Origin of the sequence: Chryseobacterium tructae, from assembly GCF_030409875.1 — a bacterium.
Lineage (GTDB): Bacteria > Bacteroidota > Bacteroidia > Flavobacteriales > Weeksellaceae > Chryseobacterium > Chryseobacterium tructae.
The window spans coordinates 2,384,352-2,410,030 of record NZ_JAUFQR010000001.1; the positions used below are offsets into that span (position 1 = coordinate 2,384,352).

General features: G+C 35.0%; 25 protein-coding genes and 2 pseudogenes. 9 read left to right on the plus strand and 18 right to left on the minus strand.

Annotated features, from left to right (window positions below; genetic code table 11):
* Positions 1-29: 29 nt before the first annotated feature.
* Entirely contained in the window at positions 30-1,283 is a 1,254-nt protein-coding gene (gene odhB / locus QWZ06_RS11770; RefSeq protein ID WP_290298252.1) for a 2-oxoglutarate dehydrogenase complex dihydrolipoyllysine-residue succinyltransferase, read from the plus strand.
* Between the two features lie 81 nt (positions 1,284-1,364).
* Positions 1,365-1,754 carry a Co2+/Mg2+ efflux facilitator ApaG/CorD gene (gene apaG, locus QWZ06_RS11775; protein ID WP_123856099.1) on the plus strand — a complete coding sequence of 130 codons (390 nt, stop codon included), beginning with the start codon at positions 1,365-1,367 and terminating at the stop codon, positions 1,752-1,754.
* Positions 1,755-1,756: 2 nt separating this feature from the next.
* Here the strand turns inward: apaG and QWZ06_RS11780 are convergent, their stop codons facing one another.
* The 4 genes from QWZ06_RS11780 to QWZ06_RS11795 form a co-directional block, all read right to left on the minus strand.
* A complete protein-coding gene (locus QWZ06_RS11780) occupies positions 1,757-2,479 on the minus strand; it encodes a T9SS type A sorting domain-containing protein (protein ID WP_290298254.1) in 723 nt (240 codons plus the stop codon).
* 17 nt (positions 2,480-2,496) lie between these two features.
* The gene (locus tag QWZ06_RS11785) at positions 2,497-3,054 is read right to left on the minus strand and encodes a 3'-5' exonuclease (RefSeq protein ID WP_290298257.1); all 558 of its coding nucleotides are present in this window, start codon (positions 3,052-3,054) and stop codon (positions 2,497-2,499) included.
* Between the two features lie 98 nt (positions 3,055-3,152).
* A complete protein-coding gene (locus QWZ06_RS11790; protein WP_290298258.1) occupies positions 3,153-4,136 on the minus strand; it encodes a glycosyltransferase family 2 protein in 984 nt (327 codons plus the stop codon).
* 6 nt (positions 4,137-4,142) lie between these two features.
* Positions 4,143-5,027: a lysophospholipid acyltransferase family protein gene (locus QWZ06_RS11795; protein WP_290298259.1), complete on the minus strand. Its 885-nt coding sequence runs from the start codon at positions 5,025-5,027 to the stop codon at positions 4,143-4,145.
* 80 nt (positions 5,028-5,107) lie between these two features.
* On the opposite strand from QWZ06_RS11795, the gene QWZ06_RS11800 reads away from it, so the two are divergent.
* On the plus strand, positions 5,108-5,677 hold the full coding sequence (locus tag QWZ06_RS11800; protein ID WP_290298261.1) for a thioredoxin family protein: 570 nt from the start codon (positions 5,108-5,110) through the stop codon (positions 5,675-5,677).
* A 40-nt stretch (positions 5,678-5,717) separates the two neighbouring features.
* Here the strand turns inward: QWZ06_RS11800 and QWZ06_RS11805 are convergent.
* The 5 genes and pseudogenes from QWZ06_RS11805 to QWZ06_RS28295 form a co-directional block, all read right to left on the minus strand.
* Positions 5,718-7,078: pseudogene (locus tag QWZ06_RS11805) on the minus strand (aldehyde dehydrogenase).
* 548 nt (positions 7,079-7,626) lie between these two features.
* On the minus strand, positions 7,627-9,063 hold the full coding sequence (locus tag QWZ06_RS11810) for an MFS transporter (RefSeq protein ID WP_290298264.1): 1,437 nt from the start codon (positions 9,061-9,063) through the stop codon (positions 7,627-7,629).
* A 268-nt stretch (positions 9,064-9,331) separates the two neighbouring features.
* On the minus strand, positions 9,332-10,378 hold the full coding sequence (locus tag QWZ06_RS11815) for an HlyD family secretion protein (protein WP_290298266.1): 1,047 nt from the start codon (positions 10,376-10,378) through the stop codon (positions 9,332-9,334).
* 5 nt (positions 10,379-10,383) lie between these two features.
* Positions 10,384-11,517 carry a TolC family protein gene (locus QWZ06_RS11820; protein WP_494337504.1) on the minus strand — a complete coding sequence of 378 codons (1,134 nt, stop codon included), beginning with the start codon at positions 11,515-11,517 and terminating at the stop codon, positions 10,384-10,386.
* A complete protein-coding gene (locus tag QWZ06_RS28295) occupies positions 11,495-11,698 on the minus strand; it encodes a hypothetical protein (RefSeq protein WP_494337505.1) in 204 nt (67 codons plus the stop codon). Before QWZ06_RS28295 ends, QWZ06_RS11820 begins: the two co-directional genes overlap by 23 nt.
* Positions 11,699-11,755: 57 nt before the next feature.
* On the opposite strand from QWZ06_RS28295, the gene QWZ06_RS11825 reads away from it, so the two are divergent.
* Positions 11,756-12,658: a helix-turn-helix domain-containing protein gene (locus QWZ06_RS11825; RefSeq protein ID WP_290298268.1), complete on the plus strand. Its 903-nt coding sequence runs from the start codon at positions 11,756-11,758 to the stop codon at positions 12,656-12,658.
* Positions 12,659-12,974: 316 nt separating this feature from the next.
* Here QWZ06_RS11825 and rplI read toward each other — a convergent pair whose 3' ends face one another.
* From rplI to rpsF, 3 genes are all read right to left on the minus strand, one after another.
* Complete coding sequence (rplI, locus tag QWZ06_RS11830) at positions 12,975-13,478, minus strand: 50S ribosomal protein L9 (protein ID WP_290298270.1); 504 nt, start codon at positions 13,476-13,478, stop codon at positions 12,975-12,977.
* A gap of 110 nt (positions 13,479-13,588) precedes the next feature.
* On the minus strand, positions 13,589-13,891 hold the full coding sequence (rpsR, locus tag QWZ06_RS11835) for a 30S ribosomal protein S18 (protein WP_034706728.1): 303 nt from the start codon (positions 13,889-13,891) through the stop codon (positions 13,589-13,591).
* A 33-nt stretch (positions 13,892-13,924) separates the two neighbouring features.
* Positions 13,925-14,266: a 30S ribosomal protein S6 gene (rpsF, locus tag QWZ06_RS11840; protein ID WP_045497373.1), complete on the minus strand. Its 342-nt coding sequence runs from the start codon at positions 14,264-14,266 to the stop codon at positions 13,925-13,927.
* 157 nt (positions 14,267-14,423) lie between these two features.
* On the opposite strand from rpsF, the gene QWZ06_RS11845 reads away from it, so the two are divergent.
* Positions 14,424-15,026 (plus strand): hypothetical protein, encoded by a 603-nt coding sequence (locus tag QWZ06_RS11845; RefSeq protein ID WP_290298272.1) that lies wholly within the window; start codon positions 14,424-14,426, stop codon positions 15,024-15,026.
* A 25-nt stretch (positions 15,027-15,051) separates the two neighbouring features.
* Here QWZ06_RS11845 and QWZ06_RS11850 read toward each other — a convergent pair.
* The 6 genes and pseudogenes from QWZ06_RS11850 to QWZ06_RS11875 form a co-directional block, all read right to left on the minus strand.
* Positions 15,052-16,400, minus strand: a pseudogene (locus tag QWZ06_RS11850) (chloride channel protein).
* 43 nt (positions 16,401-16,443) lie between these two features.
* Positions 16,444-17,070 (minus strand): hypothetical protein, encoded by a 627-nt coding sequence (locus QWZ06_RS11855; RefSeq protein ID WP_290298273.1) that lies wholly within the window; start codon positions 17,068-17,070, stop codon positions 16,444-16,446.
* 130 nt (positions 17,071-17,200) lie between these two features.
* Positions 17,201-17,995, minus strand: a complete 795-nt coding sequence (locus tag QWZ06_RS11860; RefSeq protein ID WP_290298275.1) for a T9SS type A sorting domain-containing protein — start codon at positions 17,993-17,995, stop codon at positions 17,201-17,203.
* A 237-nt stretch (positions 17,996-18,232) separates the two neighbouring features.
* On the minus strand, positions 18,233-19,663 hold the full coding sequence (locus tag QWZ06_RS11865; protein ID WP_290298276.1) for a serine hydrolase domain-containing protein: 1,431 nt from the start codon (positions 19,661-19,663) through the stop codon (positions 18,233-18,235).
* A gap of 160 nt (positions 19,664-19,823) precedes the next feature.
* The gene (locus QWZ06_RS11870; protein ID WP_290298277.1) at positions 19,824-21,131 is read right to left on the minus strand and encodes a dihydrolipoamide acetyltransferase family protein; all 1,308 of its coding nucleotides are present in this window, start codon (positions 21,129-21,131) and stop codon (positions 19,824-19,826) included.
* Between the two features lie 63 nt (positions 21,132-21,194).
* Positions 21,195-22,022: an SAM hydrolase/SAM-dependent halogenase family protein gene (locus QWZ06_RS11875; protein ID WP_290298279.1), complete on the minus strand. Its 828-nt coding sequence runs from the start codon at positions 22,020-22,022 to the stop codon at positions 21,195-21,197.
* A 131-nt stretch (positions 22,023-22,153) separates the two neighbouring features.
* Between QWZ06_RS11875 and QWZ06_RS11880 the strand changes: the two genes are divergently transcribed.
* From QWZ06_RS11880 to QWZ06_RS11895, 4 genes are all read left to right on the plus strand, one after another.
* Positions 22,154-23,113, plus strand: coding sequence for a PhoH family protein (locus QWZ06_RS11880; protein ID WP_290298281.1), 960 nt, complete (start codon positions 22,154-22,156; stop codon positions 23,111-23,113).
* A 116-nt stretch (positions 23,114-23,229) separates the two neighbouring features.
* Positions 23,230-23,907 (plus strand): porin family protein, encoded by a 678-nt coding sequence (locus QWZ06_RS11885; RefSeq protein ID WP_290298282.1) that lies wholly within the window; start codon positions 23,230-23,232, stop codon positions 23,905-23,907.
* 145 nt (positions 23,908-24,052) lie between these two features.
* The gene (locus QWZ06_RS11890) at positions 24,053-24,550 is read left to right on the plus strand and encodes a hypothetical protein (protein ID WP_290298283.1); all 498 of its coding nucleotides are present in this window, start codon (positions 24,053-24,055) and stop codon (positions 24,548-24,550) included.
* Positions 24,551-25,001: 451 nt separating this feature from the next.
* Entirely contained in the window at positions 25,002-25,655 is a 654-nt protein-coding gene (locus tag QWZ06_RS11895) for an outer membrane beta-barrel protein (RefSeq protein ID WP_290298285.1), read from the plus strand.
* Positions 25,656-25,679 lie beyond the last annotated feature (24 nt).

The window sequence follows — 25,679 nt, forward strand, 5'->3', positions numbered from 1 at the left end:
ATCCAATTAAAAAATAAAAAATACTCGATATGTCAGTTTTAGAAATGAAAGTTCCTTCACCGGGCGAATCAATCACAGAAGTTGAAATTGCAACTTGGCTTGTAAAAGATGGGGATTATGTAGAAAAAGATCAGCCTATCGCAGAAGTAGACTCAGACAAAGCAACTCTTGAATTGCCAGCAGAACAAAGTGGTATTATCACTTTAAAAGCAGAAGAAGGTGATGTAGTACAAGTAGGTCAGGTAGTTTGTTTAATTGATATGGATGCTGCAAGACCAGAAGGTGCTGCACCTGCTGCTGAAGCTCCAAAACAGGAAGAAGCTCCAAAAGCTGCTGAGCCTGCTAAACAAGAAGCTCCAAAACCAGCGGCTCCGGTTGCTGCTCCACAAACTTATGCTACGGGAGCTCCATCTCCAGCTGCTAAGAAGATCCTTGACGAAAAAGGGATGGAAGCGGGTCAGGTTTCAGGAACAGGAAGAGACGGAAGAATCACTAAGACTGATGCTGAATTAGCAGCAGTTCCTGCACTAGGAGGAAGCCCTCTTACAGCTACAGGTTCTAGATCTACGACTACAACTAAACTTTCAGTTTTAAGAAGAAAAATCGCTCAGAGATTAGTTTCTGTGAAGAATGAAACAGCGATGTTAACAACTTTCAACGAAGTTGACATGTCTGAAATCTTCAGATTAAGAAAACTATATAAAGAAGAATTTGCTCAAAAACACGGAGTTGGACTTGGTTTCATGTCTTTCTTTACAAAAGCGGTTACAAGAGCATTAGAAATGTATCCTGATGTAAATGCATCTATCGACGGAGACTTCAAAATAAACTATGACTTCTGCGATATTTCAATTGCTGTTTCAGGACCTAAAGGATTAATGGTTCCTGTATTGAGAAATGCAGAAAACATGTCTTTCAGTGCTGTTGAAGCAAATATCAAAGATCTTGCTACAAAAGTAAGAGACGGTAAAATTACAGTTGACGAAATGACTGGTGGTACTTTCACCATTACAAACGGTGGTACTTTCGGATCTATGTTATCTACACCAATCATCAACCCACCACAATCTGCTATCTTAGGGATGCACAACATTATCCAAAGACCAGTGGCTGTAGACGGGCAAGTTGTAATCAGACCAATGATGTATGTTGCGATGTCTTATGACCACAGAATTATCGATGGAAAAGAATCTGTAGGATTCCTTGTAGCGGTAAAAGAAGGTATCGACAATCCTGTTCAAGTATTAATGGGAGGTGATGAAAGAAAAGGCCTTGGATTATAGTTTTTAATAAAATTATAACGCAAATATATAATCTCGCCTTAAAAAAGGCGAGATTTTTGTATCTATTAAGAAAATACTACAATGATGTTTTCAAAAATGACTTCCAATATCAAAGTTTCAGTAATACCTGAATATGATAGTAAAAACAGTTATCCTTCCGAAAACCGTTATGTTTTCAAGTACAATATCACCATAGAAAATGACGGAAGCTTTCCTATAAAAGTACTGAAAAGAAAATGGCTCATCTTTGATGTAGGATTCGGATTCACAGAAATTATAGGTGACGGAATTATCGGCCTGACTCCAGAGATAGGAACCGGCGAAAATTTCGCTTATTTCTCCAATGTAATGCTCCGTTCCGGAGTAGGGAATATGAGTGGAAAATACCTGGTTAAAAACCTGGAGACGCAGGAGACTTTTGAGATTGATATCCCAAAATTCAACCTGCTCTCTGAAGTTTTAAGCAATTAAAATTACTCTTTAATGAATTGATGTCTGCTAATACCACTTTGAGATTTTACTTCCATAAAGTAGCCCCCTTTTAGCAGGTTAGAGACATTAATCTTAGCATCGGTAGAATAATCCTGAAGAATTAATTTTCCTTCTGTGTTATAGACTTTTATCCATTCAATTCTTTCTGCATTTTTAAGATGAACAGAACCCTCTTTTACTGGATTAGGGTAAAGTGATATTGCTTTAGAAGATAATTGCGAGTTGATATCTTTTGTTCCCAATGTTCCAAATTGATAAAAAGCTTGATCTCCAGCACTATTGGTTATGATAAGGTTTTTTACCCCATTAGAATTGTTAATTTGATAGTTGAAATTATTAGGTGACATGGTTAAATAATCACGATGTTGATTAAAAAAAGCTATATTTTCAGGAAGTGTACAGGTATGTGCATTGGCAATCCCCATAGCCCACACATTAAAGCTATTGGCTGTCATCTCAGCATTAAATATTGTAGCCCATATATAAGTTCCACAAATATCATTCCTCATATTTGTAGTTTGACCTGGAGGAACAATAGGTGTAAAAGTTAAACTAGGAGATCCTATTTCGCTGTTTGACGGAACATTGTAAGTAATATTATTCTTTACTATTTTCTTCAAAGACCATTCTGTGTTGTAAAGTTCTGTTTGTGCATGTACAAAAGTTCCGACAATTGCGGTAAGAGAAAGTAAAAGTTTTTTCATGGTTTTTAATTTTAAAGTTACAGTTTTTTGATATATTTTTTTAATATTGATTCATTTATTTCCTCATTTCTTGTGATAAATAGCTTCTCAAATGCTAACAAGGATAGTTTTGCACAAACTTCAGCATCTGCGCCGGCTCTGTGGTGATTAAACTGGATCTGATGGTATTCTGCTAAAGGTTTCAGACCATATTTTGGGAGGTAATTCCATGATTTTTTGGCCAGCTGTATGCTGCAGAGGTAATTCAGTTTGGGAGTAAACATTCCATAATGTTCAAAGCAACCTCTTAAAACCGAAGCATCAAAACTGGCGTTGTGAGCAATCATTAAGCTTCCATACATCAATTCTTCAGCTTCATACCAGATCTCATCAAAAGTAGGAGCATCCTGTACATCTTCCGGTTGTATTCCATGCACTGCAATATTGAATTTGTTGAAATAAGGAAAGCTGGGAGGTTTAATCAACCAGGTTTTGGTTTCTACAATTTTGGAGTCTTGTACCACACAGATTCCCATCTCACATGCTGAGTTTTTTTCGTGAGTTGCCGTTTCAAAATCTATTGCACAGAAGTCCATTCAGATAATTTGATATTTAAAATTTAAAGTTTGATATTGGTGAAGCTATACCATTTTCTGTCCTAAAAAAATCTAAAGCTAAGATAATCTACCCTTTATTATTTCTTATTTCCACCCAGAAAATGTTTAAAAATCAACCATTCGGATTGATAGAACTTATCTTTCTGGTATTTCTGACGGAGCTTCCAGGTTCCGGGAAGCTGTGCATAGAAGCCAAAATGAGCCCTTACTACTGCCCAAAGATGAGAAAAGCCATGTTTTAATCCAAAATAGATTCCTGCAACTCCATCCAGACAAAGCCTGAAAAAAATGAGTCCGATTAATTTAGGAAACGGAAGGTTTTTAAGCATCATAGACAGATTGTTTCTGATATTTAAATAGGTTTTTTGAGCACTTTGTTTATTCAATGTTCCACCCCCTACATGATATACTTTGGATTTTCCTGTATAAAAAATATTTTTTCCAGCATTAATAAGTCTCCAGCAAAGATCAATTTCTTCCTGGTGCGCGAAAAATCGCTCATCAAAGCCTTTTTGTTCCCAAAAATCTTTAGAACGAATGAAAAAACAACATCCTGAAGCCCAGAATATTTCTGTTTCATCATCATATTGTCCTTGGTCTTCTTCAAGGTCATCAAAAACCCTTCCTCTGCAATAAGGATAGCCCAGATTATCAATCAAGCCACCTCCGGCTCCGGCAAATTCAAAGAAGTTTTTGTTATCATATGACAAAACCTTAGGTTGAATGGCCGATATTGTAGAATCTTTATCAAATAGATTCAATACAGGCTCAATCCATTTTTCTGTCACTTCTACATCAGAATTAAGAAGACAGTAATATTCATTTGTTATGGTCTTTAATCCTTCATTATAACCCCCTGCAAATCCGTAGTTTTTATCGTTTTTAATAATTTTTACGGTAGGGAAATGAGTATTCAGATATGCTATAGAATCATCTGTAGATAGATTGTCAATAACATAAATATCAGCATTTTGAGAAAATTGAACTACACTCGGAAGAAATTTTTCCAGCCAGTTTTTCCCATTCCAATTTAAGATGGCAATAGCCAATTTGTTTTGCATGTAAAACTAATTTTTTTCAGAATCAAAAAACTTGATAGAATCCTGATACTTCCACTTTCTGTGGGACCAAAGATAATTGTCCGGATGTTTGTGTAACGTATTTTCAAGCATTTTGTGGAATTTTCTTACCACTTCATGTTCAGAGAATTTTTCCTGATCCGGATAGATTCTATAATAATTGACCTGATAATAACCACGCTTTACTTTTTTCATTTCACAATAAATAAAAGCAAGATCCATACGTGTAGCCAGTTTATCGTAGCCTATGAATGCCGGGGTTTTTTGGTTCATAAACTCTAGTCCATAGGTAACATTGGAAAAGTGAGGAGTCTGATCTGCTACAAACATGTAGATAGAGTCTCCATCATTTTTACTTCTGAAGATATTAAGAATGACTTCGTTGGCTTCCAATGCTTCATTTCCGAATTTATTACGGACTTTTTTCATCTGGTTTTCCCAAAAATTACTATTCACCTTTCGATATACAGGGTGACAGTGGGCTTGAGGAACAATTCTTGCCAAAGCATTGATCCATTCCCAGTTAAAAACATGGCCGGCGAGAAGGATGATATTTTTACCTTCCTTTTGCACTTCATGGAACACGTCCTGATTAATATGCTGCATTCTTACTCTCGATTCTGTCTCAGAGATACTGAATGACTTTATAGTTTCTACCAAATAATCGGAGAAATTGCGATAGAATTTTTTTCGGATTTTTCTGATCTCTTCTTCAGATTTATCAGGAAAGGAGTTGATAAGGTTTTGGGTAATTACCTTTTTTCTGTAGCCTACCAGATAATAATTAAGGAAGAACATAACGTCCGAGAAAATATATAATATTCTAAGCGGAAGTTTTGAGATGAAATATAATATTTTAATTAAGAAGCTCATAAAACAGGCAAATTTAGTGATAATAAAATTATGGTTCTATTTTTGTAGGGAGATAAGTATTATTTTTTTACTTTTATGTTATGAAAAAATTAGCAATGATAGCTTTTCTGGGATTAGGCGTATTAGGCTTTTCACAGAATACCAATATACCGAAAGAGGAAAGATTACGAGATAATACACTTTTGGTAAAGACTGATCATACAGAATTGGATGCAAAGAAGAAAGCCGCTGAAGAAAAGGCAAAACTTCCTAAGCCCTATAATCCAAAGGCTGATGCTCAGGCAGATATTAATAAATTAGTCGCTCAGGCTAAAAAAGAAGGAAAAAATATTATGATCCAGGCTGGTGGAAACTGGTGTATCTGGTGTCTTAGATTCAATAATTTTGTACAACAAACACCTGAATTGAAGCAGCTTGTAGATAAAAACTATTTATATTATCACCTGAATTTTTCTCCGGATAATAAAAATGAAAAAGTTTTTGCTCAATACAATAATCCTGGCGAAAAGTTCGGATATCCGGTATTTATTGTTTTAGATAAAAACGGGAAAATGATTAAAGTTCAGCAAAGTGATGTATTCGAAGATGGAAAAGGATACAGTAAGGACAAGGTAAAGGAGTTCTTCAATACCTGGAAGCCTAAGGCATAAAAAATGAAAAGGTTGTTTCTCATAGAAGCAACCTTTTTTATTATAAAAATCTTTTAATCCAGCTTAATTTCTTTTCAGAATAGGGTGGATATTTAATATTCGGTTCACCCCAGGTTGCTTTTTCAAGAATTGCTTTTTGATGAGAGAACGCCTCAAAACCGAATTTACCATGATAATTCCCGATTCCTGAATTTCCAACACCGCCGAACGGAAGGTTGTCATTACTCAAATGCATCACAACATCATTGATACATCCGCCTCCGAAAGATAGCTTTTGGATAAAGCTTTCTTTTTCCTCAGTATTATTGGTAAAAAGATAAGCAGCCAGTGGTTTTTCTAATTCCAATATGGCATTCAGGGCAATATTATAATTTTTAAAGCTGATAACAGGTAGGAGAGGCCCAAATATTTCTTCCTGCATAATCTGAGCATCCCAATCTATATTGTGAAAAATAGTAGGTTCTATATACCGTTTCTCCTCATCAAAAGTCCCTCCGGAATATACTTTATCCTGATCAATAAGTTTAATCAATCGTTGAAAATTTCTTTGATTAATGATCTTGGTATACTGTTCTGAATCTGTTCTGTATTTAATTCTTTACTATATTTTCTTAGCATTTCCAGAAACTGCTCCTGAATAGATTCTTCTACTAATACATAATCAGGAGCTACACAGGTTTGCCCGGAATTCAGGAATTTTCCCCAGACAATTCTTTTCGCTGCCACTTCCAGATTAGCGTTTTTAGTAACGATAGCTGGAGATTTTCCACCCAGTTCAAGCACTACTGGCGTTAAGTGTTCAGCAGCAGCTTTGTATACTATTTTTCCAACGTTAGTGCTTCCTGTAAAGAATATTTTATCAAACTTAAGTTTCAAAAGGATTGTGGTTTCATCAATGCCCCCTTCATATACATACAGATATTCGGCGGGAAAATTTTCATTAATGATTTTAGCCATTGCTTTCATCGTATTTTCGGCAATTTCGCTAGGCTTTAGAATACAGCAGTTCCCTGCCGCAATGGCTGCAATGATAGGTGATAACGACAATTGATAAGGATAGTTCCATGCTCCGATAACAAGAATATTTCCAAGAGGTTCGGAATGGATCCTACTTTTTCCAAGCTGATTTGCCAGATTGGTGCTTACTTTTCTGGGTCGGGTAAGAGATTTTAAACTTTTTTGATAATAGTCGATATCATTTAGGATAAAGGAAATCTCTGTAGTAAACGTGTCGAATTTTGATTTGCCAAAATCCTTGTAAATCGCTTCGTATAACATGTTTTCATTGGAAATGATAAGACTTTTGAGCTTTTCAAGATACATTTTTCTGAAGGCCAGACTTTTGGTTTGCTGTGTTTTGAAAAAGTCTCTCTGACTCTGCAAAATTTTTTCAATTTCCATACGAAGTTTTTTCTGTTAAACGTAAGTAATGATGTGATACTGTAACAGAAAACAAGCAACAATAAACTGGCCAAAGTTGGGGAAGATGGAAGATGGGAGCAGTAAGTGGGAAGTTATTTTTGACGTTTAAGAGCTGTTGTTTAAAGATTTTATTAATCTAAATTATATATTTTAAAACGCTATGATCGCTAAGATGATTTTAATTCTGCTTATTTTCCGTTCGCAAAGGCACTTCGTTCAGCAAGGATTGTAAGCTATAATCCTTGCTAAGTGAAACGCCCTTGCGAACGTTTATAAAGTGTTTTATTGCAAGTCTTTGCGAACATTGCGTTAAGAATAAGGAAATTAATTTCCTAACTAACAGAGGTATTTAAGTCTTCAATAACTTCCATCTTCCAGCCTCCTGCTCCCTTTCTTGATTCATCACATAATATTCCTCACCGCTATTTTCACCGGATGATAGAGAAGTAAGAGAAGGGCAGTAATGAAGGCCAGCCAGAACAAACCTGTAAATATTTCCATATTGGAAAGCAGGACGGATTGAGCGGCTATCTTTGCTTTAAAGCTCCGGCAGTCATGGATAGAGATTCATTAATCGGAAGTTTTGATGCATTGGCTCCGAAAATCTGGTTCCATTGGCTATAGAAAACAGGATTGGTATCTGTAAGATTGAAGCTTAAGGCATCCGAATGTTTTAATGTTAAAAATAACATTACGTTTTGCATTAAAGCATATCCACTGGCTGTAGCCCAAAAGCGGGTAGTAGTTCCCATTGCACTGGCATTGGCCACATATTCTTCCGGCATTCCTGAGATCAGAAAAAATACCAAAGGAGTAAATAATAGACCCTGGGCAATTCCCTGAAGGAAGAGAGGCGGGCAGATGGTCGTAAGGGTAGTATCCGGATAAAAGGTATAGGTAAACCATGCGCAGTCTATTGCCAGTAAGAGAAAGCCTGTAAAAAAGACAATTCTGGAAGAAACGCCACGAACTAAGCAAATTCCTGATAAAAGAACACCGATAAGTGTTCCGGCTACATTCCAATACTGAATGTTGACGATATAATCCCATGGCCACTTCCATACCGTTGCCATAATACTGTATACATTATTTAACCCCGAACGAATGAGGTAAAAGATGAAGAACAGGATCATACCCACAATCACATTTTTCGAACTGAACACTTCAAAATGAAATAAAGGTCGTTTTGAATTCCTTTGTTTCAGCATAAATAAGCCTCCTGAAATTAAAAATATAAATAAGCAAATACTAATAGAATCAGATTCAAACCACATCAGCCTTTTTCCATAGACAATAGCATAAGCTCCGGACTGAAGACAGACCCAAAGCAAAAACCAACTTGGAATATCCATTTGATACAAAGGTTTCTTTGGGAAAAAACGATTTTTATTAAAAATAAGAAAGCCCAGAATCAAAACGAAAAGATGAAAATAGGCCATCATTAAAATCATATGCTGGTAATCATAATCCTGAATGCTTGATTTAAGTAAAGTCGTTGTCACTGTTCCGCCTGTCAGCATTAGGGCATACATAAAAAGATAGGCAATCACTTTAGCATGTCTTGTTTTTAATTCAGCAATAATTAGGGGCAGAAAAATAGCACCTTCCAACAATCCAAAGAATCCTTCTAAAATACGGATCACGAGAATCACATGATAATCATTGGTGACGGATAAGATATAAAGAAGAATTACTGAAACTGAAGACATCAGCAGAACATAATACTTTACACTGAAATAAGACATAAATCGCTGTAAAACAAAAAGTGTGACTACAAACGTTCCATACATCAACATCATCAGATATTGAATGTCATCCGAATCTACGTCCATAAATGAAGAGGTAAAGGCACTATTGGAATGCAGCAAGGACAACAACATAATGTGTGGAAATAATGCCAGAATAAGAAGAGGCAATTTCAGCCATTGTGGTAACCATTTATGATAAACTGTATTGTGTTGCATAGTTGTTTGAAAAAGCTGATAAAGTCTATGAATTCGCTTTTTAGCTATTTGTTATAATAAAAAGCGAAAAGACAAAAGGGCAAAGAGGTGTAAAGGTAAATGACAAATATGCTTAAAGAAAAAATTGAGCAGATCTGTATATTGCGGTCTTGCCTTTTCGCAAAAAAATAATTTTAATTTGAAGATTTGAAAATGGATTAATTTGAAAATACAACTAAAGCCCAATATTTTTGCACTCTAATACTCTAATACTCTAATACTCTCAAACCTAAATCTTCTTCGCACTCACCAGAACATTCATTCCGGAAAGGAGTTTTTCGTTGTCTTTGTTGTGATCAAGGATAATTTTCACAGGAAACCTTTGTTCAATCTTGACAAAGTTTCCTGTTGCGTTATCTGGTTTTACCAGAGAAAACTGAGATCCAGATGCGGGTGAAACAGAAAGGATTTTTCCTTTGAACTCAACGTTAGGATAAGCGTCTGCAGTAATAATGACTTCCTGATTCTGATCAATCTGACCCAGCTGAGTTTCTTTATAATTGGCAATAATCCATTTTTCTTTGCTTACCATCTGTACCAATGCCTGGCCTTCTTTGATCAGTTGGCCTTCCTGAATCGTCTTTTTGCCTACCCATCCGTCATATGGAGCAGTAATGACCGTATACGAAAGGAATAGCTTGGCATTATTCAGACTGGCAGAACTCTGTTGAATCTGACTTTTAGCAGGAGCTACTTTTGTTTGTTGTTCGTTTGCCCCAGCTCTCACCGCATTTTTCTGCTGCTCCAATGCTAAAAGATTCGCTTTCGATTGTTCGTAAGATGCTTTTACATTTTCAAATTCCTGCTCTGTAGCGGCATCTTCAGACAGAAGGTTTTTGTATCTTTTAAAATCCTGTTCCGTTCTCCAGATATCAATTCTGGCGGAAGCAATTTTAGCATCAATGATTTTCGTATCACTTTCCTTTGTATTGACACTACTTTGAATGGTTGTAATATTTTCAGTAGTGGTATTAAGGTTGGCTTCAGCCATATGTACCTGATTGACGAATTCTCTATTGTCAATAACGATAAGAGTATCTCCTTTGTGAACAAACTGATTTTCATTAAACTTTATAGCCTTGATGAATCCCGAAACCTTACTGGAAACCGGAGTGATATATTGTTCGATCTGTGCATCATTGGTGGTAACATTTTTTCGAGAGAAAAGATAGAAACTTACCATTCCCACGACTCCGCTGATAATAAGGATCCAGGCTAGGAATGCAATAGTTTTGTTGATTCTTTTTTCCTTTTGTGTCAGTTGTTTCTGTGCCATAGTTTTTATAAGTTCCCAATCGTATATTGGAGTTGATAATATTTGAGTTGTCTGTTAATTTTTACGGAAATAAGATTGGATTCTGCTTCCAGATAAGTATTGTCAGCATCAATGAGTTCTGTGATAAGACTTAGCTTGTTCGCGTATTTTGTTCTTACAATACGGTAATTTTCTTTCGCTTGGTCAATAGCTTCTTCTGCAATTTTTACTTTCTGATCGGTTTCTTCAAACTTTTTATAAGCCTCATATACATTGTGTCTTACCTTTTCTTCATTTTCTTCAATTTGAAGCTTCGCGAGATCAATATTTTCCCTGGCTTCCTGCATCTTATATTTGTTTTTGTACAGATTTTCGATAGGATAGGTAAGGTTCAGCCCGATCATTCCTAAACGATAAGCATAAGGTTCAGGCGGAAAGAACATCATATTCGGATACTTCAGGAAATATTCCCCACCAGCCGTTACTTTGGGTAAATAATTGGCCTTGGTGAGCTTTTGATCTAATTCCTTTAATGAAAGGTTTTTGTGGGTGATTCCTACAGACTCGTTCTTGTTGAGAGCCGTTTCTGTTAACTCTTCAATATAAGGAATGGCGGCTTTATCAGAGATTAAGTCTTCCGTGTCCACATGCATTTCCTGAGGTTCAGGAAGAGAAAGTATTGTTTTCAGCTTATGTTCGGCAATTTGGATATCATTATCCAGCTCTGTCCAGCTCATCTTGTGGTTAGAAAGCTGTAAAGACGTTCTTAAAACCTCATTTACGGTTACCACTCCATTTGCTTTCAAGGCTTTTACCTGTTTAATATTGACAGAATCTTCTTTCATCTTATCGTTAATCAGGTTTTGTTGTTCCTTTAAATGATGGATTTGTAAAAAAGCGGTGATAATTTCCATGGTAAGCTGTCTTTCATCAAGATGCGTTTTCAAGGCTGAAATTTCAGTATCAATCGCTGCTTTTTTTTCAGTGTTTTTAATTTTTCCGCCCATATAAACGGGAATAGAAGCTGATAAAGTAAAATCATACATTCCATTGATAGCATCATATTTTGTAGGTTTATTAAATACGCCATCCTGATATTGAAAAAGATTGGTCACCTGATTGTAGCTGGTATGAAATTCAATATCCGGAAGCTTTTCCATTTTTAGGTCTTTTTCCTTGGTGACGGACATTTCCTGTTTTAAATGGCTTATCTGGATATTTTTGTTGTTTTTTAAACCAATTTCTATAGCCTGTTGTAAGCCAAGGTGTTGGTAATCTATCATCTGTGCGGGTAAAAAGCTGCTCAATACTAAGCACAACGCGATGCACTGATATCGGCATGCGTTAAATATCATATTCATAAATTAATTAAAGGATTTTTGCTAAAATGATTTTGATATGGCAAAGGTACGGCGACTAGCATCCGACATGATTTGTGAAACAAGAAAAAGATTTGCTCATTTGCGCCATTTTAAAAATTCTTCCTATCTTTATTTCATGAATGACAGTCATTTTAAAGCCGTCGAGGATGAAGATGCAGAATTTTACGTGTATCATGTGCTTACCGGAAACATCACAACAGAGATCCATTATCATAGTTCTGCGCAACTGGTCTATGCAGAGGGTGGTATTGTACATGTTTTTACAGATCTTAAGCACTGGTATCTTCCGGCAAGATATTTTATGTGGATTCCTGCCGGAACGCCTCATTATCTTTTTTCTACCAGTCCAAAAGTGAATTTATATAATTTTTATTTTAAAAAAGAAGAAAATGAAAATGGCTTTTTTGATGAAATTAATATTTATTCAGTCAATGAATTGCTTCGTGAGATGATTTTATATACGAAAGACTGGGATGGGAAAATCACAAAAAATGATGGTTCTAAATATTTTTTTCTTAAAGCTTTAAAAGGCATTTTACCGGAAAAAAGAGATAAGAAACTCCCTTTTCCCGTTCAGCATCCCTTTCCAAAAGATGAAACTTTATTAAAAATAGCCAGATACATCCATGAGAATCTCGATAAACCTCTTACCATTGAGTCTACGGCCAAAGAATTTGGAATGGGTACAAGAACCCTGTCAAGAAAGTTTAAGGAGACTTTAGGGATGAATTACGTCCGTTTTCTGCGCGCTTTAAGGATTACCCGTTCTTTGGAATTAATGCTGGAAGGAAAATACAATATGTACGAAATAGCGATGATGGTAGGCTACAATAGCTTGTCCTCCTTTAGTAATATTTTCAAAAAAGTAATTGGAGTTGCTCCTACGGAATATCAGCAGAAATTGAGGGGAGATAGGTAGTTTGAAGCTGCTTTAAGAGTTTGAGAGTTTTGAGAGTTTTGAGAGTCTTAGAGTGGGAGAGTTGTGGTGTGTGTGGGTGGGTAGAATATGAGGTATGTAGATGATCATTTCTCCATATATAGAAGTGCACAGTCACAGTATCTTATTACTGAAATTCGTTAGATAGTGCTATATTCCCCTTCTCTGAAGGGGGTGGCTTTTTGCAGAGCAAAAAGACGGGGTAGTTCATACGGTTGTAATAACTAGTATAATAATAGAAAAAACCACTTCAAAAAATTGAAGTGGTCTTGTATGGAGAGAAAATCTCAGTTGCTTATTAAGCTTCTTCAGATTTAGCTTCTTCTTTCTTTGCAGCAGGTGCAGCTACAACTGGAGCGTCAGATACGATATCGAATTCGAAATTGTACTCAACGTTTCTGTGTAGTCTGATGTTTGCAGTTACTCTACCAGTTCTCTTAATAGTGTTCCCTGGAATTTTGATGTATTTCTTCTCTACAGAAACTCCAGCTTTAGCAAGAGCAGCAGAAAGATCTGCATTGTTGATAGATCCGAATAATTTATCACCAGAACCTACTTTTGCAGGAATAGTAATAGAAGTTTTCTTCAATTGATCTACTACAGCGTTAGCAGCAGCGATTAATTTAGCTTCTTCTTCTTTTCTAGCTTCCAAAGTTGCTTCAAGAGCTGCTTTGTTTTTAGGAGTTGCTAAAAGTGCAATTCCTTGAGGAAGTAAGAAGTTTCTAGCATAACCTGGCTTTACGCTTACTGTATCAAACTCAAGTCCTAAGTTTTCTACGTCTTGTTTTAGGATGATATCCATTGTTGTTGTCCTTTTTTAAGATTTTAGAATAATCTAAAATCAAGTTAGAATTAATTATTTATTCAGCAACAAAAGAAGAGATTGCTCTCTTCTTTTATTTATTTTTTGTCTTATTTCAATAAGTCAGCTACGTAAGGTAGTAAAGAAAGGTGTCTTGCTCTTTTGATAGCAGCAGAAACTTTTCTTTGGTATTTTAAAGAAGTTCCAGTGTATCTTCTTGGTAAGATTTTACCTTGCTCGTTTACAAACTGTAATAAGAAATCAGCATCTTTGTAATCAACGTGCTTAATTCCGTATTTTTTGAATCTACAATATTTCTTTTCAGATTTTGTATTGATATCAAGCGGAGTAAGGAATTTTACTTCTGATTCTCCTCCAGCTGAGGCTTGTTTAGCCATTTCATCTATTGCCATGTCTTGTCTTTTTTAAAAAATAGGGTTAATTAATTAAGCTTTAGCTGATTTTACTTTAGCTCTTCTTGTTACAGCGTACTCAACAGCGTGTTTGTCAAGTTTTGTAGTAAGGTAACGGATAACTCTCTCGTCACGTTTGAATGCTAATTCTAAGTCAGCTACTACAGAACCTTCTCCTTTAAATTCAATTAAAGTGTAGAATCCGTTCTTTTTCAATTGGATTGGGTAAGCTAATTTTTTTAATCCCCAGTTTTCTTTAGCAACGATTTCGCAGTTCTTTTCTTTGATAAGATCTACATACTTGTTCACTGCTTCCTCTACCTGTGACTCAGATAGAACGGGAGTTAAAATGAAAACAGTTTCGTAATTGTTCATAATGTTAAATGAATTTGTTAATTATTTCGAGGTGCAAAAGTAAAAATTATATTTTTAATATACAAGAGTAGCGATGAAATAGTTGAAAATTGAAGACTAAAGGCTTGAGTGTTGGTCATGTTTTTTGTAGCTTTGTATAAGACAGAATTATTATTTCATGAAAACTAAAATATTTACACTTCCCTTATTATTAATGGGGGTCTTATGCTATTCCCAGGATAAAATCTTAAAGAAAAACGGAAAGTCTTTTGATGCTAAAATTGTTGAAGTTAATGCATCCAATATTACTTACAAAGAATTGGATTATCTTGATGGGCCTATTCATTCTCTGAATAAATTTGAAATATATCAAATTAACTATAGCAACGGTAAAACTGATATTTTAGGGAAATATAAAACAGCTGACGAAGCTAAAAATTTCATTTTATCCAGGATCAATGAATATGGAATTGATCGCGATAGAAATGATCTGTCATTGCATGCTGAATTTGAGGGTGAAAATATTAAAATCAATTCATTAAACGCAAAAGGAAGAATTGTTCACGAAGGTGATTTTTGGGATATAAGCAAAGTAGTGGCTTTTCATGATATTTCAAAAAGAAAAGATAACATTGCTTATTTAAATATTGTTACTTATAAAGTTACAAAATCTAAAAGAGAGCTCAGTAAATTGGTTATTAAATTGACTGACTATGAAGTTGCCGCTAATGTTTTGGAGGCACTGAAAGATTTAAATATAATGCTAAAAAAAGACCTGTAATATTCAGGTCTTTTTTATTATATGTTTATTCTTTTCTTATTTCCGTTAAGAAATTGATCTTCAATACATCGTACAAAGAATGTCTGCTTACTAAGATGGACGCAATAGAAGAAACCATTCCAGCGAGCATAAGGTGAAAAATCAGCGAGTGTCTGTCTGTCATTTCCAGAACAATGATAGCTGATGTAAACGGAGCCCGGGTAATTCCCGTGAGAAAAGCTACCATTCCACCAAGAACTACTACGTTCGTTTCATTAGGTGTTAAATGAATTAGCCCTGAAATAACAGATCCTATACTGGCACCAGCAGACAGGGCAGGGGCGAAAATACCTCCGGCGCCACCAGAAGTGAAGGACAAAGCAGGGCCAAGCATTCTTAAAACAGGAACGTACCAATCCTCATGCTTGTCTTTGGTAAAAAGAACCCGTTCCATAATTTCCTTCCCCGAACCTAAAATTTCACGATTGATAAAGTAGGCAATAGACGCGATGATTAAAGCACATACAATAAGAAATACAACATTTGCTTTATCTGTTTTCAGTGTTTTCTTTTTCCATCCATTGATCTTAAGCATAATCACCGAAAGTTGACTGGCCATAATTCCAGCAGTGGCAGCCACAAGGATGATTGGAAACATCACCATTAAGGAAACATCATTCGTTTTGGGATATCCAAGGTATAGATAAGATCCGGCTAAAGTCTGGGCAGTTAAACCTGCAATAATAACAGCCGTAAATAAAGCGGTTTTAAAGTAATTAATATGGGTTTTTGATAATTCTTCTACGGCAAACACAATTCCGCCAAGAGGAGTATTGAAAGCGGCTGCCAGTCCGGCTGCTGCACCTGTCATGATCATGTTCTTCTTGGAGATCTTAGGCCACCAATCCGGTAGGTATTCATTAACTTTCCTGAAAACAGACCCCGCAATCTGGATCGTAGGCCCTTCACGACCCACAGCACCACCACCGATTACCAAAATCACAGAAGAAACAATTTTAAAGATGATAATTTTTAAACTTAAAAGATTTCTGATCTTTGTATGTTCTTTCGGATTGGCAAGTTCTACCGCTGCCATCACTTGTGGGATACCGCTTCCTTTGGCATTGGGTGCAAATTCCTTGACCAGCCACCACGAAAGCACAAATCCTATGGGAGCAATAATGAAATCATCCATGCATGCCAGTTGAAGATAAAATTCATGAGATTTTCCCCCCAGGCAAAGAGCTGAGCATACAATACTGCAAAAAAACCGGTAATAACAGATCCGATCCAAAAAGGAATAGCCTGAAGAAGATTGTATTTCAGCTGTTCATTCCGGATATTATCAAAGGAATTTTTCAGGGACTTTTGAATAAGGATAAGGATTTTCAGCATTTGTTGGTTTTGAGGGATGAAATTACGTCAAAAAAACTGAAATTTATATCTCTTCTAAAAATTTGGGAACCATTAAAGCATAATCAATACTCAATGCTTTTAGTATTCTTAAACCAATAATATTGTTTTTAATCTCTATTTTGAAATCTTCGCCAGCAATAGATTGTATAGCTTCTTTTCTTTCTGGACTTAAGAATTTTAGCGTTTTGCTAGGATCACTCCCTAAAACATAAAAGTCTTTAAAATCTTTATTTTCTTTGAAATTTATACGAGAATGGTTAAATATTCCAGCGATTCTGTCTGCCAGGTTTTTCTTATTGATAGAAATGAAGCCAAAATCTTCATTCATTTCTTTTAATCCCCAAACTTCTAAAGTATCGTATTTATCAGAGGTACGGGTTCCTTTGGCATTGGTTCCAATCAAATTGACGATGAAAAGATAAGAAGTACTTGTTTTACTTTTGTGAGTAAGGTGATAACAGAGTTTAGGTTCCTGCAAGGGATTGATGTCTTGAGATTTGAATCGGCTGTATGGCGAATTTTCAATATCCACCACTGAAACATCATAAATTTCAGATAAACGATGATGGATAGTAAGTATTAATTCTTCATCTTCCTTTGAAAAATCAAATAATTTGGTAACATATAGTTTTCTGAAATCAAGTTCCATTTGTAATAGTTTCTATAAAGGTAAAATTATTTGATGAATAATGGAATTATTAAAGTGCAATGATGATGGAGTATATGATATGCCATACAAAGAAAAAATCTCACCCATAAAGAGTGAGATTTTAATATATTTAATTTTTAATAAACTTAGCACTTACATCTCCGATCTTGTAAAAGTAAGTTCCTTTTGTCAGGTTTTCAACGTCTATAGAAAATGTATTTTCACTGGATCCGAAAAGTTTATTTAAAACAATCTTTCCGGTCATATCATAAACTTCTACTTTATTGCTTCCGTTTCCCGGGTTTGAAATGGTAAGGGTTTTACTTGTAGGAATGGGGAAGGCTGCCAGTTTAGTTGTATTCTGGATTTCTTTAGCTGCTAATACAGAGGTTGGTAAACCAAATACATCATACACCTGATCATTGTTATTGTCCCAGTTTTCAATGATAATTTTATTGGTATTAGAAACTGCATCATGGAATACATTGTAAGTTCCAGAAAATGAAACGCTTGTATTTGGAGTGAAATCTTTTAAGACAACTCCGTTTTCGTTAACCAGAAGTAATTTTGTGTGAACTCCGGCTGGGGATGTTGCAGAAGATGCTTTTGCTGCGATTAAAAATTCCAGATTGTCATCAGTATTGAAAATGTGCTTAGATATAGCATAGGGATATTGCTCTGAATCATACCAAATGTCTAATGTGTATCCGGTGGGTAGTGAAAAGGTTGCAGTCTTAATCAATACAAAATTTGAATTATAGATTTTCAGACTGTTTCCGGTTTCCCGGGTAATATAAAACATATCATTCCCTTTTGCAAAGGCAAATGCTTTTTCTCCGGTAGAAAAGGAATGCTGTAATGTAATTTGTTGTCCGAACATTATACCTGCTACTGCGATTGCAGCAGATAACATCATTTTTTTCATGTTATAGTTTATTTTTAATTTCTTCTCAGAGCACTTTTTTAGTGTCTTGTTTTAATTTGAATGCAAAACTAGACTAATTTTTTTTAAATGGCGGTAAACGATTTGTTAAAACATGAATAAAGACGGGCAAAAACGATATTTTATTAAAAGGTTTATATTTTGAAATAGAGTAGCCCGGAAATAAAATATAGATATCCAAAAACAATCATTATGAAGAACATTTACAAAATGTTCCAATTATTTCTTTTTCATCAGATCTTCTATGGTGTGAATCATTTTTAGGGCATTGGTATTTTCCGGATTTAAGTTTAATGATTTTTTATAATTTTCTAAAGCTAAAACATAATTTTTTGCATAGAAATACCCTTCACCTAAACTATCAAAAGCATTAGCCGATTGTGGATTTTCCTTAACATTTAAAACAAAAACTTTAATAGCTTCATCCATTCTTGAATTTCTCAATAGGGTATAGCCTATGTCATTCAACGTGTTTTCAAAATTCCATTTTGAATTTTTTGCTTTAAGAGAATAATAGATTCTTTCCGTATCAGGATTGTTCTTTTTTGAAAATTCCGAGATAATGGTTTCTTCTGCTAATGAATAGTCGTCTGTCAAATTTTTATCAATCATAGATGCAATATGATTAATCATCCGGTACTGGACAGGGAATATATTATATCCATTAGACATCATAATGATAGCCATATTATGGTGTGGATATATTTTATAAGCGCTCACATTTCCACCAGAAAAATTGTAAGAAACTATATTATTCACTTTACTAATGTCCCAACCATAAGCAAAAACATCCTTTTTGTTACCAAAATCAAAAGGTTGCCACATCATTTCTTTTGTCTTTGGATTTAAAAAATCATTTTTGCTAAGGTGAGTACTCCATTTTAAAAATGCAGGAAGTGTTATGGCAATGCCATTGGCGGAATGGGCTCTTGTTCCGCTAACATCCGTAGATTTTTCATATTGCTTTTTTTCTGGATTGTAATTGTATTTTACCACACGGTTAGGAATCTTTTCGAGAGCGTTTGAAGAGAAAATAACTTGATTTTTAGCATCGGAAAACTGATTGTTCAGGATGAAATCTTCAAAAGATTGTCCCGTAATTTTTTCAATAATCATCGTGAGAAGGAAATAATTCGTCTGATTATATCTGAATTCATTTCCTGTTTTAAAATCCATCTTTTCCTTAGCCAGCCGTTCTATGACTTTTGTATTAGAGTCATCCGCCAAAATATCGTTAAAAGCAATAAGGTTAGGAAGTCCCGAGGAGTGTGTAATCAGGTTTTTTACTTTAATATCTTGCCATTGTTCAGGTACATTCTTAATATATTTGGAGATAGGATCTTCTAAAGATAATTGTCCTTTTTCAATCAGTTGAAAAATACCAACATTTGTCATCAATTTTGATGTGGAGTAAATCCTGAACATTGAATTTGAATCTACCTTTTTATCACTTTCCAGCGTTTCTGTACCGTAATACTTTTGAAAAATAATCCGGTCATCTTTTATTATTCCTAGAGCCAAACCGGGAATCTGATTGGTTTTAATCACTTCTTTCACATACTGATCAATGGCTGCAGATTGATCTTTTTGTTGAGAATAGGCCATTACGGAAGTGGCTAAAGTTACTGTGGTCAGAATGAATTGTTTCATAAGTATCTGGTTATGTTTTATAATAGAAAATTGAAACGCTGGTTATATTACTCCGTCATTCAAAGATACTTCAGATTAAGCACAAAAAAACCTCCGATAAAAATCAGAGGTTTTATTTATTATATGATCAGCTGCAAGTAAATTATGCCTTGCTGATTATTTATATTTCCGTGTTTAGATCCCAGTTTTCAAGGTAATCGTGAACGTGTTTAAGCATCATTCCTCCTAGAGAGCCATCTACTACTCTGTGGTCATAAGAGTGAGACATGAACATTAAGTTTCTGATGGCGATTACGTCACCATCTGCCGTTTCAAGAACTGCAGGTTTCTTAACGATAGCTCCGATAGCAAGGATTGCAACCTGAGGCTGAGGAATAATTGGTGTTCCCATAAGGTTTCCAAAGCTTCCAACGTTAGAAATGGTATAAGTGGCTCCTTGAGTATCTTCTGGTCTTAATTTCTTGTTTCTTGCTCTGTATGCTAAATCATTGATTGCTTTAGCAAGACCTGAAAGAGATAACTGATCAGCATTCTTGATGACAGGAACAATAAGGTTTCCGTCTGGTAGAGCAGTAGCCATACCAATGTTGATGTTTTTCTTCTTAATGATGTTTTCACCACTAATAGAAACATTAATCATTGGGAAATCCTGGATTGCTTTAACAATAGCTTTCACGAAGATAGGCATGAAAGTAAGCTTTTCTCCTTCACGTTTTTCGAAGGCCGCTTTATTTTTAGCTCTCCATTTTACAACGTTGGTAACATCTGTTTCAATGAAAGACGTCACGTGTGGAGCAATTTGTTTAGCTTTCACCATGTTTTCAGCAATGATCTTTCTCATTCTGTCCATTGGAATGATCTCATCTCCCGCAGCAGCAGTAATTGTTGCAGCCGGTGTAGAAACTGGAGCTGGTGCAGAAACTGTTGGCTGAACCGGAGCAGCCTGTTGAGCAGGTTGGTTTCCTCTGTTAGCAACGTAAGCTAAGATATCTTCTTTGGTAATTCTTCCTTCTAAACCGCTTCCTTTGATAGATTTTAGTTCAGTTTCAGAAATATTTTCCTGTTGTGCAATTGATTTTACAAGTGGAGATAAATAAAGATCTCCAGAGAATTCTACATTTGATACAGCAGTAGTTTGTAAAGGCTGTTCAATTGTGTTTAACGTTTCAGTGTCCGGAGTAGCTGCCGGTGTTTCAGTGGTTACTTCCTCAGAAGCAGAACCTTCTCCTTCAATTTCTAAAATAGCAATGGCCTCACCTACTTTTGCAACTTCATCTTTTTGCTTTAAAATTTTTACGATTTTCCCCGAAACTGGTGTCGGAACGTCTGAATCTACTTTATCTGTTGCAATTTCTACTACAGAGTCATCCTCTTTTACGTTATCACCTTCATTGAATAACCAAGTGATAATTGTCGCTTCCATAACACCTTCTCCCATGGAAGGAAGCAATAATTTGTATTCTGCCATTTTTGATTTTTAGATTTTGACAAATATATAAAAAAAATCGGTTTTTTTATGAAATATATAATTTTACATGAATTCAATATAGATATTTTCACCTACATTCAATCCAAACAGGCTTTTAGCTCCGTTTTTCTTACTTCCTTTATAGATAGTAAGCTCCAATAACTGACTGTCATTGAAAATTGCAGCAGATTGCCCATGAAATTCCGTTTCCCTTTCCCAGTCTGAAACCAATTCTGTATGCCCAGAAAAGATCCTCGAAAGACTCAGGTTCCTGAATTTTATGGTAAAACCATTGTATCCTTTGCTGATATTTTCAAAGAAATCTTTGTTGATATTTGAAATTATATTTCCGAAATTATCAATATAGGTGACTTCACCAATGATCATTCCTTCAGACTCATTATAAACCGCTCTGGGGAACATCAATTGCTTAACAGAATCTATTTTCCTTCCAATTACCTCAGGAAGACCACCGTTAGCAAGATGTACAGCTGCCGGAACGAAAATGTCCGTAGAAGTAAAGTTGATAATATCGTCAAAACGATTATTCAGCGTGATCTCATAGATCGCTTCAGGCTTGATGTCAAAAAAAATCAGACTTAAAAGGCCATTATCGGCGGCCAGAAAGTAAGATCCATCAGCTTTATAAAGAATATTTTTTCTTGATTTATTGTAAAAACTATCTACAGAAATGATATGGATACTGCCTTTAGGAAAGTATTTATAAGCGTTTCTTACAATATATGATGTTTGTATAAGATTGAATGCCTGGATGTCGTGGGTTATATCAATAATATTAACCTCAGGGTTTAGAGACAGAATTTTGCCTTTCACAGCAGCAACTCTGTAATCTAAATTTCCGAAATCCGAAGTAAGGGTAATAATTGACATGAGCAATTTTAGAATAGTGTAGTCATGCAAAGTTATTTAAAATAAAAGGAAAGCCCGAAAGATTGTTGAAAAGAATTTGATATAAATTTGAAAAAAAGCTTAATTTTAAAATCTAAAAATAAAAATACTGCATGTTTGAATTGACCTATGATCTGGAAGAAATCGACGCGAAAATCTTCTATGGAGTTAATAACCAATATTTCAACTTACTAAAATCAAGCTTCCCAACCATTAAAATTACAGGAAGAGATCATTATATCTTTGCCATGGGTAACCAGGAAGCATTAGACATACTAAAGCAAAAGCTGGATGACATTGTAAAATTTATCTCAAAAAATAATTCAATAGGTCTAAAAGACGTTGAAAATATTCTGAATATTAAAGATGAGAATGAAAAGCATCTGATTTTTGACCAGGATATTATTGTAAAAGGGGTAAATGGGAAAGTCATTAAAGCTAAAACAACCAATCTTAAAAAACTTGTAAAAGAAACTGAGAAAAAGGATATGGTGTTTGCTATTGGCCCTGCCGGAACCGGAAAAACGTATACCAGTGTAGCGTTGGCAGCAAGAGCTTTGAAAGATAAGGAAGTGAAAAGAATTGTTCTGACAAGACCCGCTGTAGAAGCAGGAGAGAGTCTGGGATTCTTGCCAGGAGACCTTAAAGAAAAGCTAGATCCTTATTTGCAGCCTCTATATGATGCCCTTCGTGATATGATTCCTCATGAAAAGCTGGAAGGCTTTATAGAAAAGAAGGTTATTGAGGTGGCTCCTTTAGCCTTTATGAGAGGGCGTACGCTAGACGATGCTTTTGTAATTCTTGATGAAGCACAGAATACGACTCATGCTCAGATGAAAATGTTCCTGACAAGGATGGGGATGAATGCTAAATTTATCATTACCGGAGATCCAAGCCAGATTGACCTTCCAAAAAACCAGCAATCGGGATTGAAAGAAGCCATGAGGATTTTGAGTGGAGTGAAGGAGATAGGTTTCGTGTATCTTACAGAGGAAGATGTGGTAAGGCACCCAGTAGTAAGGAAGATTATTCTTGCTTATAATGATGAAGAGAAAAGATTGAGAAATGACTAATCCTGAATAGTAATTAAGCTGTTAACCTTTTATTAACTTTCGAATTTTGTCTTAAAATTTGTTAATTTAAAAAAAAGAATTAGTTTTGCAATCCTTAAATGTATAACTAATAAACAATGAAAAAACTTTTACTTATTGCAGCCGTTGCTGTATTGGGAGTTACTGCAAATGCGCAGGAATTTAAATTTGGACCTAAAGCAGGTTATTCTTTATCAATGCTTAAAGCAAGTGGTGAAGGGCACACTTACAATTTTGATGCAAAATCTACTTTCTATGCTGGTGCTATGGTTGAATATAAATTCAACGATAAGTTTGCAGTACAAGGTGAAGTATTGTATTCTCAATTAGGAGGTAAACAAGAAGAAACTATTAACTATGATCTAATGGGAGTTTCTGTTACAGGTACTCAAAAATCAGACTGGAAAATAGGTACAGTACAGGTTCCTGTGAGTGCTAAATATTATGCTACGGAAAATCTAGCATTCGCTTTAGGACTTAACGTAGGAATTGTTACTTCTGCAAAAATTAAAACAACAGCTAATTTAACTGCAACAGGAGGTGGTCAAACAGCTACTGATTCAACAAGTGACACTGTGGATGCTAAAGATCATATGAATAAATTGAATTTAGCTCCATTTGTAGGTGCAGAATACACTCTTGAAAATGGATTATTCTTTGATGCAAGATATAACTTAGGTGTTTCTAACTTGATGAAAAAGGAAGATGGTGAAAACGGAACACTAAAGAACAGTTTTGTTCAAGTAGGTGTAGGTTTCAAATTCGGAGGAAACTAATCGGAAAGATTTAATAGCTAAAATCACGATATAAACAGGACAAATTTGTCCTGTTTTTTTGTTTTGAAGAATGGTATTAATGCAAATATATCCCTGTAATGAAAATAATTAGTATTTTTGGGGCGTAAAATTTAGACTTAAAAAAATGAAAAAGCTATTATTAGTAGGTGCTTTTGCACTTTTAGGAGGAGCAGCTCAGGCTCAGGAAGGTTTGAAATTAGGAGGGCATATTGGTGTTCCTGTATCTGATGCGAGCAATGTATCTTCATTTACATTAGGGGTAGACGGAGCTTATATGTGGAATATCGCTAAAGGTCTTGATCTTGGGGTAGCAACCGGATATTCTCACTTCTTTGGAAAAGATCACTTTGATGATTTCGGATTTATTCCTGTAGCTGTTGCAGGTAAATATAAATTTAAAGGGGCACCTATCTTTGTAGGATTAGACTTAGGATACGGAATTTCCACTAAAAGTGGAGTTGATGGAGGTTTCTACGCACAACCTAAATTTGGATATCAGATGTCTAAAGGAGAATTGTATATAGGATATCAGTCTGTAAGCAACAGTCAAAAAGTAGGCTGGGGGACATACAGCTGGACTGCAGGAGCGGTGAACTTAGGATTCAACTTCTTTATTAAATAAATGATGTTGAAATAACATACGGAACTCCGGCTGAAAGCCGGAGTTTTTATTGAGATACTCCTTTATAATAAGGTAGTATTTTACTTTTAAACTCTTATTGTCTTGTTTTGAGCCGGTTAAAATAGATACAAATCATAAACAAATGTTTAAATTTTATGAGTTAATGGCTTAAATGTTAATATTTTAACAAGACTATTTTTACTGTAGAGGATACAAATAGGATGATTTTGATTAATTTTTTAAACTTCGAAAATTAAACATATTGCTCTCTGGTTGATAAATTGTAGTTTTTTTATTCATAAAATTGTGAAAAAATCAAAAGACTCTCTTTGATATGATTTATTTTTACAAATACTTAAATTTTAACAATGATATTAATCACATTAACAAATTTTAATATTAGTGGGGACGACTGTAACTTTGCCCTCAGAAAGTATTAAAAATTTTTAAAATGAAAAAAGTATTATTAGCGGGTGCTGTTGCACTTTTTGGTTTATCAAATGCTCAGATTGCTAAAGGAACTACATATTTATCAGGACAAGTTAGTTATTCTCAAACAGAAGACAACAACGATAACAGTAAAGTAGAAAGCATTAAAATTCTTCCAACTGTAGGTTATTTCGTAAACACTAACTTAGCAGTAGGTTTAGGTTTAGGTTATAAAAACGGTAAAGATACTAATACAACGACAAGTTTAACTGGTGCTGTAACTGAGCTTGAAAAATCTAAGCCAGCATTCGTTGTAGCTCCTTTCGTAAGAAAGTATTGGACTATTGGAGAAAAATTATACATCTTCGGTCAATTAGAAGTTCCAATGGAATTTGGTCAAAATAAAGTAGAAGGTACTACTACAACTACAAACGGTGGAAACACAACTGTTACTTCTGCTTCTACTAAAAATAACTACACTTCAATCGGTGTTAACGTTAAGCCAGGTTTAGATTATTTCTTAAACAAAAACTGGACTATTGAAGCTACTATCGGTGAATTCGGATACAACACTTCAAAAGAAAATGTTGACGGAGCTAAGAGAGTTAACAACTATGACTTTGGGTTAAACCTAAAAGCTGTAACTTTCGGAGTTAAGTATGTATTTGCAAAATAATAAACAAAGCATATAGCAATAAAG